The organism is Paenibacillus sp. FSL H7-0942 (assembly GCF_045040715.1).
Lineage (GTDB): Bacteria > Bacillota > Bacilli > Paenibacillales > Paenibacillaceae > Paenibacillus > Paenibacillus amylolyticus.
In genome coordinates this window covers 6550617-6564493 of sequence record NZ_CP150279.1, presented here as the reverse complement: position 1 = coordinate 6564493, position 13877 = coordinate 6550617, and the positions used below count along the sequence as shown (strand labels likewise).

Here is a 13877-nt window from a genome sequence, read left to right as displayed (position 1 = left end):
AAAATGCATATTAAGAATGTTTACTATTCCATTTGTCTATGAGAGGTGAGTATCAACCGATGGATATCCGCCATTTGCAATATTTTCTGGAAGTTGCCCGGCAGCAGAGCTTCACAAAAGCCGCCGAAGTCCTGTATATCACCCAGCCCACGATCAGCAAGACGGTCAAGAGTCTTGAAGAGGAATTGGGTATCACTTTACTGGACCGTTATGGGAAGAAAGTTGAACTAACCGATGCAGGCCATGTGTTTTTTCGGCAGGCACTTGAGATTGAAAAATCATTCCGCAGTCTGTCGTCCGAATTGGACGACCTGATGAACTTGAAGAAAGGCCATCTGCGGATTGGCTTGCCGCCAATGGTGGGGTCCAGCTTTTTCCCCATGATCATTGGTGAATTTCACAAAGCCTACCCGCAGGTGACCATTCAACTATTTGAGGATGGTGCCAAAAAAGTAGAGGCCGATGTGATCAGTGGTGCACTGGATATTGGCGTGGCCGTACTGCCAACCGTGGATGAGCTGTTGGATCATTTTGTGTTTGTCAAAGAGAAGTTGAACTTGCTTGTACACCCTTCACATCCGCTTGCAGGGAAAGAGTCAGTTGCGCTGCATGAACTGGAAAATGACGCCTTTGTATTGTTTCGGGAGGATTTTGCGTTGCATGACCGGATTATTGTGGCCTGTCAGCATGCGGGGTTTCAGCCCCGGGTGGTATATGAGAGCTCCCAGTGGGATCTGCTCAGCGCAATGGTTGCCGCCAATCTGGGTGTAGCTCTACTACCGGAAACGATCTGTCGTGAGGTAGACAACATGCGCGTGCGCATTATACCCGTGGTGGAACCGGTGATTCCATGGCAACTCGGCATGATCTGGCGAAAGGACCGTTATCTTTCATTTGCCACGAGAGAGTGGATCGGATTCACACAGTCGATGCTAGGTGAGTAAGGGAAGCGATCGGAAGGTTATTCTGTCATTGTAGTGCCCAGTGTAAATACTCTTTTGTTGACCCCGGATCGTTGTTACAATGGAAGCATAATCATGATGGAGGTGTACGAACATGAAACTGCGGGTATCCGCTGTACAATACCAATTGCACACAATCAGCTCGTTTGAGCAGTTCGCCGCTCAGGCTGAGCATTACATACGGACAGCGAGTGAATACGGAACTGAATTTGTGCTGTTCCCGGAATTTTTCACAACGCAATTAATGTCCATTGGGGACAAACAAGGCAATGCACTGACAATTGAGGATCTGCCGAACTTTACGGAGCAATATGAACAACTATTCACGTCTCTTGCTACCAAGTACGGCATGCACGTCATCGGGGGAACCCACGTCATTCGACGTGAAGGGAAGCTGTATAATACAGCCCACATGTTCTACCCGGATGGTCGCATCGCGCGGCAGGACAAGATTCACATTACACCAACCGAAGTCCAGGAATGGAACATGGCTCCCGGAGAGGGACTTGAGGTGTTCGACACGGACAAAGGCCGTATTGCGATGCTGACCTGTTACGATATTGAATTCCCGGAAATTGTACGGATGGCCAAAGCCAAAGGCGCAGACGTAATTTTCTGTCCTTCCTGTACGGACGATCGTCACGGATTCTACCGTGTGCGTTATACGAGTCATGCCCGCGCGGTAGAGAATCAGGTGTATGTTGTGTTAACCGGAACAGTGGGTAACCTGCCGACCGTTGATTTCATGCGTGCCAACTATGGACAGGCTGCAATTATTACGCCGAATGATATTCCGTTCCCGCCACGTGGCATTCTGGCCGAGGGTGAGATTAACAACGATATGATCGTGACCGCCGATCTGGATCTGGACTTGTTGTATGAGGTACGTGAACGTGGATCGGTAACGACCTGGCGTGACCGCCGTACTGATCTGTATACCGATTGGGAGTAGGCAACCTTATAGAGGTTGTTCAAAAAGCCCGCTTTTGATTACGAAGGATGCCTAGTGGCATCATCAGCATCGAATATGGAATTCAGCCGAAATGTCCGTTGCTCACGTAGTCTTCCCTACGCTCCGCTACTCCATTTCTAGCTTCATCCCATCTTCTCGGTACTGAAAACCGACCTTTTTGAACACATAATTAAAACCGAAGCGAAACAGAGTAGGGAATTCATTTTGTCAGTGGAAAGGGGTGAACCGGCAACATGTATACCAAAGAAATGCTGATTACCGACCCGGAGCGAAGTGGCAAAAGGGTAAAAGCAGTCGTTCGCAATTATGTTACTGCCGACTTTGAGGAACTCATTCGCATTCAGGCGGAGAGTTTCCCTCCTCCTTATCCGGAAGAACTGCTCTGGAGTCACGAGCAGCTCACCAGTCATGTACAGCATAACCCGGAGGGTGCCATCTGTATTGAAGTCGATGGAGAATTGGCTGGCTCAATGACCTCGCTACGGATGCAGTGGGACCCTGCACATCCAGCAAGTCATACCTGGGCCGAAGTAACGGATGACGGTTATATTCGTAACCACCAGCCGGATGGCAACACGCTGTATATTGTTGATCTCTGTGTTCGTCCAAAGTACCGCAAATGGGGACTGGCTCAGCTTATGATGCAGGCGATGTACCACCTTGTCATCGCTCAGGGGATGGATCGGTTACTTGGTGCTGGTAGAATGCCCGGTTATCATTTGGTTGCAGACCAACTGTCTGCGCAGGAATATCTGGATCAGGTAGCAGCGGGAGAGAGGCGTGACCCGGTGATATCGTTCCTGCTTCGCTGTGGCCGCATGCCTGTTGGTGTGACCGCAGACTATCTGGACGATGAGGAATCCTGCAACTATGCAGCCCTGATGGAGTGGCGGAATCCGTTCAGATAAAGAAATGTTAAATGAAATACATTATCAATCGAGGGGGTATTTATTCATGGAATTCATGCGCATTACATCCATTAAAGATCCATTGTTTGCCCAAATGCACAAGTTGATGCAGGAGATTTTCCCGCGGGAAGAAGTGCTGGACTTCTCCCTATGGGAAGAACCGCTGGAAGATCCGGGTATTCGGGTGTTCGTGGCTGTACATGAGGGACAGGTTGTTGGAGCGACGGAGTACCGTTATTACGAGGACTGGAACGTAGCCATGACGGACTTCACGATTATTGGGCGTGAAGGTCTGGGGATCGGCAGTTTCCTGGCGAATCACCGCAAGCGTGATCTGCAAAAGCTGGCTGCAGCAAACGGGAAAGAATTGTTCGGTATGTTTGCCGAAATCTACAACCCTTATCTGAGTCAGGATCACGAGTTTGGCGGCATCAAGCCGATGGACCCGTATGTGCGTCGCGAAGTTCTGTCCCATCTGGGATATCAGCGTCTGGACTTCCCATATGTTCATCCATCTTGGCAAGGTGACGGTGAAGCGGTTGGCGGATTGGATCTGTGTTTCATGCCAGGTGATGAGTCGCTTGGTGAACTGCGAGCAAGCCTGGTGGCTGATTTCCTGAATCGATATTATGCAGTGCTTCCTAACAAACCACAAGAATGGCTTGCCATGGTAGAGCAATTGACTGCTCGCAAGTCGGTTGCGCTACTGCCGTTGTAAACTGGACGGGATAGAACATTAAATCATAGTGGCGTTGCAAGTACCTTGAAGAATGATGACAGATGCAAAAAGCCCGTAGAACAGGCCATTATTGGACCTGCTTTCTACGGGTTTTTTCTATTTAGTTCGAGGTTGAGATTGAGCCAATGTAAGTTGGTTTTAAAATATTTTCTTTAAGAAGTGGTGAATGAGCTCATGGATCTCTGTCACATGTGTTTCGAGAGCAAAATGCCCAGTATCAAGTAAATGCACTTCTGCAGATGGGATATCACGCTTATAAGCTAAAGCTCCAGCAGGAAGAAAAGCAGGATCATTTTTACCCCATACAGCTAGAAGAGGAGGTTGATAATTGCGGAAATAAGCCTGAAATTCAGGATAAAGATCCACGTTTGTTCTATAATCGAGGATTAAATCCAGTTGGATTTCTTCAGCTTCCGGGCGTGACATGTAGGCAATATCCAGTGAATATCCGTCTGGTGAAACAAGGCTAGCATCAGTTCCATGAAGATACTGAAAGTTACGGATAGTTTCGGGGGTTAAGGAATCACGACATGCTTCACGATTTTCAGGTGTTGGAGAGTGCCAATACATCTCCCAAGGTCCCCATGCGTCACTAAACCCTTCGACATATGCGTTGCCATTCTGACTAATAATGGCTTGAACTTGTTCCGGGTGAGCCACTGCCAAGCGATAACCGACAGGTGCCCCATAATCAAACACATACATTACATATTTCTTAAGAGCTAATGCTTCAGTGAAACCTTCAATAACTCGAAACAGGCTGTCAAATGTGAAGTCAAACTGACTGCGCGGTGGAGTTGTTGTGCGACCAAACCCAGCAAGATCAGGGGCAATGACACGGTATTGTTCTGCCAGTTTGGGAATAAGGTCGCGAAACATATGACTAGAGGATGGAAACCCGTGTAATAGTAAAATAACTTGGCCATCCTTAGGCCCGGCTTCACGGTAAAAAACTTCGACATCTCCAACTTTCTGGTGCTGATAACTAATCTTCATTTTTTTACATCTCCTTCTGGATTCATTAAGAAGTCCAATATTATTTCTCTTACTTACTTGTACAACTGGTGATGACGTGTTTTTATTGTATAATTAAACTATTCATTTGAATAACGAATAAATTGAATACTAGCTATTTCAAATCAAAATACAAAAGGGTGAAAGATATGATAAATTCCTTAGAGGGTCGTTTTTTTCAGGCATTTATTGCTTTGCTTGAAGAGAAGAGTTTCAGCCGAGCTGGGGAGCGCTTAGGTTATGTCCAGTCCACAGTAACAACTCATATTCAACAGCTGGAGAAGATCTGCGGACAGAAGTTGTTTCATCGATTTCCACGAGGGGTGGAACCTACGGAAGCTGGAAAAGTATTTTCCAAATATGCTTATCAGTATGTCCACTTAAGTGAATCCCTTAAAGAAAGTATGAATGATATGAATGAGCCGTGCGGAACAATAAATATTAGACTACAGGAATCCTTTTTTCTTACACGCATGCTTCCATTTGTACAGGAATATACGAGAAACTTTCCAAGCGTAAATTTACGTGTTGAACAAGGGGCGCATCAAGATATTCTAAAAAGTGTGCTGGATTATGCCCTGGATTTTGGCATTGTTCCTCAAAACCCTGAGCGACATGACATTCTCTTTTATCCGATTATGGAAGAGACTATTGTTTTTGTTGCATCTGAGGATTTGGTTTGGAAAGTGGAAAGTGTAGGGGCGCAGATTCTAAATGACGAGGTGTTTATCAGTAACGGCACATCTTGTTTGTATCATACGACTGCTGTAGATGTTCTAAAGAATGAAGGGATTGTGGTTAAGGATGCGTTAGAGCTTTCAAGTCTTGAGATGATCAAGGAACTTGTATGCTGTGGTAAAGGTTTTGCCTTGGTCCCTAAAATAGCGATCAAAAACGAACTAAAGATGGGTAGATTAAAAATTCTTCCTTTTACTTCTAAAATAAGCTTTACGCATGGTCTGATTGTTCATAAAAATCGAGAGCGTAGTTTTACTGCTGAAAGTTTCCAATCGGAACTACTGAAATATTTTAAAGAATGTTGATCCATCAGCTCTTGTAGCCTTCTGAAATGGTAAAGGGTTGAATGCCGATTGTGTGTAATTCAAATAACGCACATGTTCATCCTTGCAGGATTGATCATGTGCGTTATAGATGTGTAATCTTGAAGAAACTTCAGTACTTGGTGATTCACTATGAAGCTCTTTTTAGAATATTAGAAAAATAAAATCAGTTCGCGTCCTTTCGATCCGGGAGCTGGCTCAAATAACTGTTGGACAAGTGTGCAAGATCCAATGCTCGATCATATTGTTCCTTGGTTATAAACCGCGAAGGAGACACCTCACTGTTATTGGGTGTGGCGATAGTTGGAGATTCCTCTTCTCCTGAATTCTTCGGCATCTCTTCCGAAGGAACATTCATCTGCTGTTGCCCTTCATCTTGTCTGCCCGCATCAGCTAGGGAATAATGTGTTCCGTCCCCGTATCCTTTCGCCGGAATGAAGAGAGAAGCATCGTTTAGCACTGACCCGGAGGGAAGGTAATAACGTTCGGGTAGCAGATTTCCACCTTCGTGTAACAAATCCTGTCCGAAGTGTAATTGGTCCTTCAGCGATACTCCGGTGAGTCCCGCAATCGTTGGCAGAATGTCTACCTGGCCTCCGATCTGTTCCAGTTGTACACCCGGGGTAACGCCTGGGGCCGAGATAATGAGTGGAATATTAATCATATCTGCTGATGTGTATTCCCGACCATACAACTCTTTCATAAGGACTTTGTCATCCCGATCCAGTGAGTAGATGGGAAGCCCCAGGTGATCCCCGTACAAGACAAACAAGCTATTTTCCCATAATCCCCGTTCTTTCAATCCAGCAATCAACTGTCCAACCGCCTGATCCGCATAATGCTGTGATATCAAATAATCACCGGGCAACGTATCCTTGTAACGCTCTGGCAGCGTCAGCTTCACCTTGTTTTTAGGCAAAGTGTACGGGTGGTGGGCTGACATGGAGATGATATGGGCATAGAAGGGCTTGCCCGAAGAATGCATGGATTCCAGCTTATCCAGTGTTTTGGAATACAGTACTTCATCCGAGGCCGAAAAGGCGATAGAGTCCTGTGTGCCGAAATAATTAATATCATAATACTGGTCGAATCCAAGTGCCTTGTATAACTGATCCCGATTCCAGAAACGAACATCATTTGTATGGAATGTAGCTGTCTGATATCCGTTTGCTGACATCAGCTTGGGTAGACTCGGCAGAGCTTTATCCGCATATACAGTTGTTGCTGCCCCGTTCGGCGGGGTGTAGAACGATGTGTTCACAACAAATTCTGCATCTGATGTATTTCCCTGTCCCACTTGCTGATAGAAGTTCGGAAAATACAGGCTCTGTCTAGCCAATTGATTCAGATTAGGCGTAATCTCCTGTCCATCTACCTCTAATCCAATCAGAAAGTTCTGAAACGATTCCAACTGGAGCATAATCACATTGCGTCCGCTCGCGGCACCCTGCTCCACAATTGCAGGAAGTTCGGTCGTTTGTTTCAGCTGGTCGATGTCAGTCTGATCAATGTGAGCGATGGGCACAGGTTTATCAGGTCGATCCAGGATGGTATACGCCTCGTAACCGAGGATGCCCATCTGTTCTGCTTGTGTAAGCTCACTCATGCTGGCCCGATTGGGATAGATGTTAAGCATGCACAGGATCATGGACAAGGTCAGAATGACCGAGGCAACCCTTCTTCTGGCACGTCGTTCAAGCGGAATGCGGTTCGGACGTTCTGTACTCCCGAGCTTGATCCGACGACGAATGAGTATCCCCCCGATAATCAGAACGTCTGCAAAAATAAACAAATAATAGGGGTCAAGCAAAGAAAACATGCTGCTCTTTACCGAGGTCACCTGATTCACCTGTGCCAACGCATGATAGTTAACGATTACGCCATAGTATTTGTAGTACATGATGGCTGCAAAGAAAATCCCTGAGAGCAGCAAATTCATGGCAAGGTATATCCACATTCGCCGCTTGGCAGCAAACCACTCGATTAGACAGAAGCCGATCCAGATGAGCGGCAATTCGGTCAGCAGTGGTTTCCAGACAGGGATGTCATCGAAGATAACAATCCAGGCCAGTGAACTTTTGATCATCATGATAATGGTAAAGAATATAAACGGTCCGCTTAGAAATCGGGTGAGTGAACTGCGTGACAAGGTACCGCCTTCCCTTCCGAAGTTTCATTTAACAAGTATTATCCTATCTCAGCATGGCTGTGTCAAAAATGAGAGCCTTCTACAATTGACGGCAAAAAACCTCTTCCATGCAGGAAGAGGTTTGAAAAAACATGGGCTACTGCGATAAAAGCCAGATGCGACCCAATTTCGTTATTCTATAGTGTACGTTGTGACGTAAGAAGGTCTGGGGAACATTGTAGGCTTCTGTGCGGTCAGGCCTTCGCTTGTACTGCGGTTACGGTGAGCGTGACTATAAGCTTGGGATTCCTGCCAGCCTTTGAAATGTTCCTCCGACTGCCAGAGTGTAAGTACGACATACGTGTCATCCTTCAGAGGACGAAGCACACGAATACCAACAAAGCCAGGCTCGTCTTCTACCTTGCGGGCACGGTTCTTAAACCGTTCTTCAAAATCGTTACGACCATCCTCTGTGACAGGGATATTGTTGAGAACAGCGTAACCACCGCCAGTCCAGGAGCCTGCGGCATCGAAAGCTTCATATGCGGCTACTTTATCATCAGACTCAATATTCATCAGGCGTTCTGCGGATTCAATAGCCAGACGCACGTGCTCTTCGCTTCGCAAAGTCAGATGCGGGTATGCAGCAAGTGCATCCGGAATCGGTGAAGGAACCAAATAGATATACATAGAAGCTGCCTCCTTATTAAGTACATTCTATCTCAACATAGCATATGGGATTGTGCGAGTCCAATCGGTTCACATGTATCGGACAGGTGGGCTAATTCCGAGCTGAGTAGTATAGGTTTGCCGCAATAGAAGATAAACAATGAATGACAAACACTGCAGTAATAATGAAAAAGGAAAGCGATATTCCGTCTAGCATAACTACGAGGATCCAGGCCAGAGCAAGACTGATAGTGGTCGCATTCCAGGAGAAGGCTTTTGCTCTCGTGATACAATAGAGGTACCGCTCATCCAGTCCGTTGTGCTTTTTTGCAATCAACCTTGTGAAAAAAATAATGAGTATTGCAAATAACAAACCAGCTACAATTCCACCGATCCCGATCATCCGATTCAGTAATTCAGAACTCAATATTCTCATCTCCTTCAAAAATAAATAATTCCTCGATCTGACAGCCAAATAATTGGGCAAGCTTGTGAGCAAGCACAAGAGAAGGTTTGTACTTTCCGGATTCCAACGATATGATGGTCTGCCTGGAGACCTTAAGCCGTTGAGACAGTTCTTCCTGTGTGATGTGCATATGTATTCGTTTGTCTCTGATTAGATTTTGCAAGTATATCCTCCCATAAGTAAAGTTCGCTTTACGTAAAGTTAACTTTACTTATGCGACGATGGGATGTCAATCTCTCTTTATAATATTTTCCACTTCTTCGAGGTGGTGCTGTGTCCAAAAGCATATTTCATGATAAAGTATAATCACTACAAACAGAACGGGTGATCGTATGACAACAACAATTCGGATATCGGTTAGACCTTTGGTGGAGTATGTGTACCGCAGCGGCAGCATACGTCCAGGGTTCCGGACCAATGCCTCGATGCAGGAGGGAACTCGAATTCATCAGCGGGTACAGAAGGAGTACACCGAAGAGGATCTGAAAGAGATTGTGCTCGAAGCTGAGATTCAACATGGGGATCTGACCTATGTGGTGGAGGGACGATGTGATGGCCTGATCCGGTTGGAGGGTCAGTTGACGGTGGATGAGATCAAATCAACTGCGGGCAATCTGGATGATCTGGGAGAAGGTCTTCCCGTACACTGGGCGCAGGCGATGATGTATGCCTACATGTACGCCGATCAGCAAGATGAACCACGCATGCAAGTGCAGCTGACGTACGTGCATTCGGTAACTCATGAAGAAAGACGATTCCGCCGAATGGCAGAACGAGAGGAACTGGAGCAGTTTGCGGCAGAAGTAATTGCCGGTTATGCGCCATATGCAGAGATGATCGCTGCATATGAAGAAAAGCGTGATATCAGTGTGAAAGAGCTGCCGTTTCCTTTTCGCAAATACCGGGAGGGACAGCGGAAGCTGGCAGGAGCCGTGTACAAGACCATTCGTGAAGGCCAGGGATTGATGGCCAAAGCACCAACAGGCATTGGTAAAACGATGTCCGTACTGTTCCCCACGGTCAAAGCGATTGGCGAAGGCGAAGCAAGCCGATTGTTCTATCTGACCGCGAGGACGACGACACGGGTGGCGGCAGAAGAAGCTTTTGCCCGGATGCAATCGGAAGGATTGAAGATGCATGTTATCAGTCTGACCGCGAAGGACAAGATATGTTTTAAAGAAGAAGAAGCTTGTGATACGGGGCAATGCGGCATGTGTGAAGGGTATTATGACCGTATTAACGGTGCTGTGCTGGACATGCTGGAACATGAGACGTTGATGACACGTCCGGTCATCGAGCGGTATGCGCGCAAACATCGGGTGTGTCCGTTTGAGTTTTCACTGGATGCGGCGTATGCAGCCGATGCGGTGATCTGCGATTATAACTATATTTTCGATCCAAGGATCTCTCTGAAAAGAATGTTGGAGGAGCAGAAACGCAAGACGGTGTTATTGGTGGACGAGGCTCATAATCTGGTCGATCGTGGCCGAATGATGTTTTCCGCTGAGCTGGAGAAGGCAGTATTTCTGGATGTGAAAAGAGAGTTCCAGTCGTTGGACAGCAGTGTGCCTGCTGCCAAAGCCATTGTTGACTACACCGGGGCCATTGATAAGTATCTGATTACCCTTCGGAAAAACGGTGGAGAAGAAGGAAAGATCATCCAGCAGGAAGCACCGGAGGAACTGATTGAACGACTGGAGCCTTTTGTCATGGTTGCGGAGCAATGTCTTGTTGAAGGTGGTTCAGGGAATGCCGAGACGGATCAGCTGCTGTTGGATGCCTACTTCACGGCACAGAATTTCCTGCGTATTGCCAAGCTGTATGATGAACGTTTTATTACGTATGCAGAGTGTGTTCGAAGTGAAGTGAGAGTGAAGTTATTTTGTCTCGATCCTTCGGTACTGCTTCGTCAGACGGCCAAAGGATTCCGCTCCCTCATTCATTTCTCGGCCACATTGTCACCCCTTCGCTATTATCGGGATATGCTGGGTGCAGAGGAAGAGGATTATACATTGCAGATTCCATCACCATTTCAGCGGGAACAATTGGATGTAAGGCTTCTGCCCTTATCTGTGCGATATAAGGACCGGGAGCAATCCCGGCGCCCCATTGCAGAGATGCTGCAACAGCTGGTAAGTGAATGGCCGCGCAGCAATCTGATGGTCTTCTTCCCTTCCTACCCTTATATGCGCGAGATATACGAAACCTATGCACAACTTCCGAATGAAGCGGATACGGTCATACAAAAGCAAGGCATGAACGAACTGGAACGGGAGCAGTTTCTGGATGGTTTTCAACCCAATCCTGAACGAACACGCTTGGTGTTTGCCGTCATGGGTGGCGTATTCTCGGAGGGTGTCGATCTGCCGGGAGACCGCTTGAATGGCGTCGTTGTGGTAGGTGCGGGGTTGCCGCAGATTGGTCTGGAGAACAACGTATTACGTGATTACTATGATCGGACAGGACGCAACGGATTCAATTATGCCTATATTTTCCCCGGTATGAACAAGGTGCTGCAGGCGGGTGGACGGCTGATTCGGACAGAGGAAGACAGGGGTGTGCTGGTGCTGGTCGACGATCGTTTTATCCAGGAACCGTATCGTTCCCTGCTGCCAGAGGAGTGGCGGGACTATAAACGAATTTGATGAACGAACTACGAATGAAATGATGCATGTATATAAGTTGAACTAATCATTTACACGATAACGGAGAGGACAGAAAAAACCTGAAAAAGCGAAGCGTTCGCCTAAAAGCTTTCTGAAAGAAAGCTGCATCGGAAGCATACGCTATCCTCGGATTTTCCCCTTCAAAAAAGGGAATCAAAAAATCTGGGGATAACAGCGATTGGAAGGTTATTCTGTCATCGTAGTGTCAGTGTAAATAATCTTTGTTAAGCTTATACAGCATATATTTTTCGATTTTCTTTCCTTTATATGATTGAAGGGTAGGGTGAAAGGGTTATAACTTGGTTAGCAACGAACGAACAACGGCGATTACCCTATCCGTTCCGCGGTCCGCTTCGATAGCAATCAAGGAGGTCGGTTATAATGAAGAGAAATCATACCATGATGCAGTTTTTTGAATGGCACCTGGCTGCAGACGGAGATCATTGGAAGCGACTGGCTGAAATGGCCCCGGAACTGAAAGCCAAAGGCATTGACTCGGTATGGGTGCCACCCGTAACCAAGGCAGTGTCAGCAGAAGATACAGGTTATGGTGTATATGATCTGTACGATCTGGGCGAATTTGATCAAAAGGGTACCGTACGGACCAAATATGGCACCAAGCAGGAACTGGTGGAGGCCATTGCCGAGTGTCAGAAGAACGGAATCGCCGTCTATGTGGATCTGGTCATGAATCACAAGGCCGGAGCAGATGAGACGGAAGTTTTTAAAGTGATTGAGGTTGATCCCAATGATCGAACGAAGGAAATTTCTGAGCCGTTTGAGATTGAGGGCTGGACCAAATTCACATTCCCGGGTCGCGGGGATCAATACTCCTCTTTTAAATGGAACTCTGAACACTTCAACGGCACGGACTTTGATGCCAAGGGAGAACGAACAGGTGTATTCCGCATCGCAGGAGAGAATAAAAAATGGAATGAGAATGTCGATGATGAGTTTGGTAACTATGACTATCTGATGTTCGCCAATATAGATTATAACCACCCGGATGTTCGGCGCGAGATGATCGATTGGGGGAAATGGTTGATCGATACCCTCCAGTGTGGTGGGTTCCGGCTGGATGCGATTAAGCATATCAACCATGAATTCATTAAGGAATTCGCAGCAGAGATGATCCGCAAACGCGGTCAGGATTTCTACATCGTAGGCGAGTTCTGGAATTCAAACCTGGATGCATGTCGTGAATTCCTCGATACGGTAGACTATCAGATCGACCTGTTTGACGTGTCTCTTCACTACAAGTTGCATGAGGCTTCGCTTGCAGGTAGAGACTTTGATCTCTCCAAAATTTTTGATGATACCTTGGTTCAGACACATCCTACCCATGCGGTAACTTTTGTAGATAACCATGACTCCCAACCTCATGAAGCGTTGGAATCATGGATTGGAGACTGGTTTAAGCCGAGCGCCTATGCGTTGACGCTATTACGTCGCGATGGTTATCCGGTTGTATTTTACGGGGATTATTATGGCATTGGTGGTCCTGAACCTGTGGATGGCAAAAAAGAAATTCTGGACATTCTGCTGTCTGCCCGTTGCAACAAAGCGTATGGAGAGCAGGAAGATTACTTCGATCACGCCAATACGATTGGCTGGGTACGTCGTGGCGTAGAGGAAATCGAAGGTTCCGGTTGTGCAGTGGTCATCTCCAACGGGGATGACGGTGAGAAGAGGATGTTCATCGGAGAGCATCGTGCTGGTGAAGTCTGGGTGGATCTGACGAAGAGCTGTGATGATCAGATTACCATTGAGGAAGACGGCTGGGCCACCTTCCATGTGTGCGGTGGAGGCGTCTCGGTATGGGCTCTTCCTGAACAGAATGAGGACTGCGCTGACGCTGAGTAACGGCATGTGCCAGGCAGGATAAGAAAAGGTACACCGACCGCATAAAAACAGTATATAGATAGATCGTTATCGTTAAACCATCTGAACAGGAGAGCGAGTATACCTGTGTCCAGGTGGTTTTTTGCATTTATCTAGGTACAACTAAAACTCCATCCTAACGAACCGAGGGCACCTTATTTGCACTGAATTAGCGTTATTGGAATTCTAACGAATCTCAGTAACCTTATTACTCTCAAAAACGATTGAAATAGCGCCAATTGGAGCAACATCACCAGATTAACGCGTTTGAGATTCGTTAGAATACTGGTAACTCGGATTTCAGCCGAATAAGGCCTCTCAGATTCGTTAGCTTAACGCGGGTTGAGGCTCGCCGCCATATGCAAACGAATCACTGCTATAAGTTATACATGAAATGAGAAAGAAACAGT

General features: G+C 46.7%; 12 protein-coding genes. 7 read left to right on the top strand and 5 right to left on the bottom strand.

Going from position 1 to position 13877, the window contains the following annotated elements; translation table 11 throughout:
• The first annotated feature begins 59 nt into the window (after positions 1–59).
• The 4 genes from cidR to MHI48_RS28700 all read left to right on the top strand — a co-directional run bounded on the left by cidR (position 60) and on the right by MHI48_RS28700 (position 3561).
• Entirely contained in the window at positions 60–944 is an 885-nt protein-coding gene (gene cidR, locus MHI48_RS28715; protein WP_036612948.1) for a cidABC operon transcriptional activator CidR, read from the top strand.
• A gap of 112 nt (positions 945–1056) precedes the next feature.
• Positions 1057–1914, top strand: coding sequence for a carbon-nitrogen hydrolase family protein (locus MHI48_RS28710; protein ID WP_076251768.1), 858 nt, complete (start codon positions 1057–1059; stop codon positions 1912–1914).
• Between the two features lie 254 nt (positions 1915–2168).
• Positions 2169–2843 (top strand): GNAT family N-acetyltransferase, encoded by a 675-nt coding sequence (locus MHI48_RS28705; protein ID WP_405142474.1) that lies wholly within the window; start codon positions 2169–2171, stop codon positions 2841–2843.
• Positions 2844–2889: 46 nt separating this feature from the next.
• The gene (locus MHI48_RS28700) at positions 2890–3561 is read left to right on the top strand and encodes a GNAT family N-acetyltransferase (RefSeq protein WP_405142472.1); all 672 of its coding nucleotides are present in this window, start codon (positions 2890–2892) and stop codon (positions 3559–3561) included.
• A gap of 159 nt (positions 3562–3720) precedes the next feature.
• Here the strand turns inward: MHI48_RS28700 and MHI48_RS28695 are convergent, their stop codons facing one another.
• Positions 3721–4578 (bottom strand): alpha/beta fold hydrolase, encoded by an 858-nt coding sequence (locus MHI48_RS28695; RefSeq protein ID WP_036612931.1) that lies wholly within the window; start codon positions 4576–4578, stop codon positions 3721–3723.
• Positions 4579–4745: 167 nt separating this feature from the next.
• On the opposite strand from MHI48_RS28695, the gene MHI48_RS28690 reads away from it, so the two are divergent.
• Entirely contained in the window at positions 4746–5639 is an 894-nt protein-coding gene (locus tag MHI48_RS28690) for a LysR family transcriptional regulator (RefSeq protein ID WP_405142470.1), read from the top strand.
• A gap of 184 nt (positions 5640–5823) precedes the next feature.
• Here MHI48_RS28690 and MHI48_RS28685 read toward each other — a convergent pair whose 3' ends face one another.
• The 4 genes from MHI48_RS28685 to MHI48_RS28670 all read right to left on the bottom strand — a co-directional run bounded on the left by MHI48_RS28685 (position 5824) and on the right by MHI48_RS28670 (position 9083).
• Complete coding sequence (locus MHI48_RS28685) at positions 5824–7806, bottom strand: LTA synthase family protein (protein ID WP_405142468.1); 1983 nt, start codon at positions 7804–7806, stop codon at positions 5824–5826.
• Between the two features lie 171 nt (positions 7807–7977).
• Entirely contained in the window at positions 7978–8475 is a 498-nt protein-coding gene (locus tag MHI48_RS28680) for an antibiotic biosynthesis monooxygenase (RefSeq protein WP_036612926.1), read from the bottom strand.
• Positions 8476–8566: 91 nt separating this feature from the next.
• Positions 8567–8881 carry a hypothetical protein gene (locus tag MHI48_RS28675; RefSeq protein WP_051449528.1) on the bottom strand — a complete coding sequence of 105 codons (315 nt, stop codon included), beginning with the start codon at positions 8879–8881 and terminating at the stop codon, positions 8567–8569.
• The gene (locus MHI48_RS28670; protein ID WP_036612923.1) at positions 8871–9083 is read right to left on the bottom strand and encodes a helix-turn-helix transcriptional regulator; all 213 of its coding nucleotides are present in this window, start codon (positions 9081–9083) and stop codon (positions 8871–8873) included. Before MHI48_RS28670 ends, MHI48_RS28675 begins: the two co-directional genes overlap by 11 nt.
• 169 nt (positions 9084–9252) lie before the next feature.
• Here MHI48_RS28670 and MHI48_RS28665 point away from each other — a divergent pair, with 169 nt between their 5' ends.
• Together MHI48_RS28665 and MHI48_RS28660 are read left to right on the top strand one after the other, a co-directional pair.
• Positions 9253–11565 carry a helicase C-terminal domain-containing protein gene (locus MHI48_RS28665; RefSeq protein ID WP_405142465.1) on the top strand — a complete coding sequence of 771 codons (2313 nt, stop codon included), beginning with the start codon at positions 9253–9255 and terminating at the stop codon, positions 11563–11565.
• Between the two features lie 402 nt (positions 11566–11967).
• Positions 11968–13449: an alpha-amylase gene (locus MHI48_RS28660; RefSeq protein ID WP_076328674.1), complete on the top strand. Its 1482-nt coding sequence runs from the start codon at positions 11968–11970 to the stop codon at positions 13447–13449.
• Positions 13450–13877 lie beyond the last annotated feature (428 nt).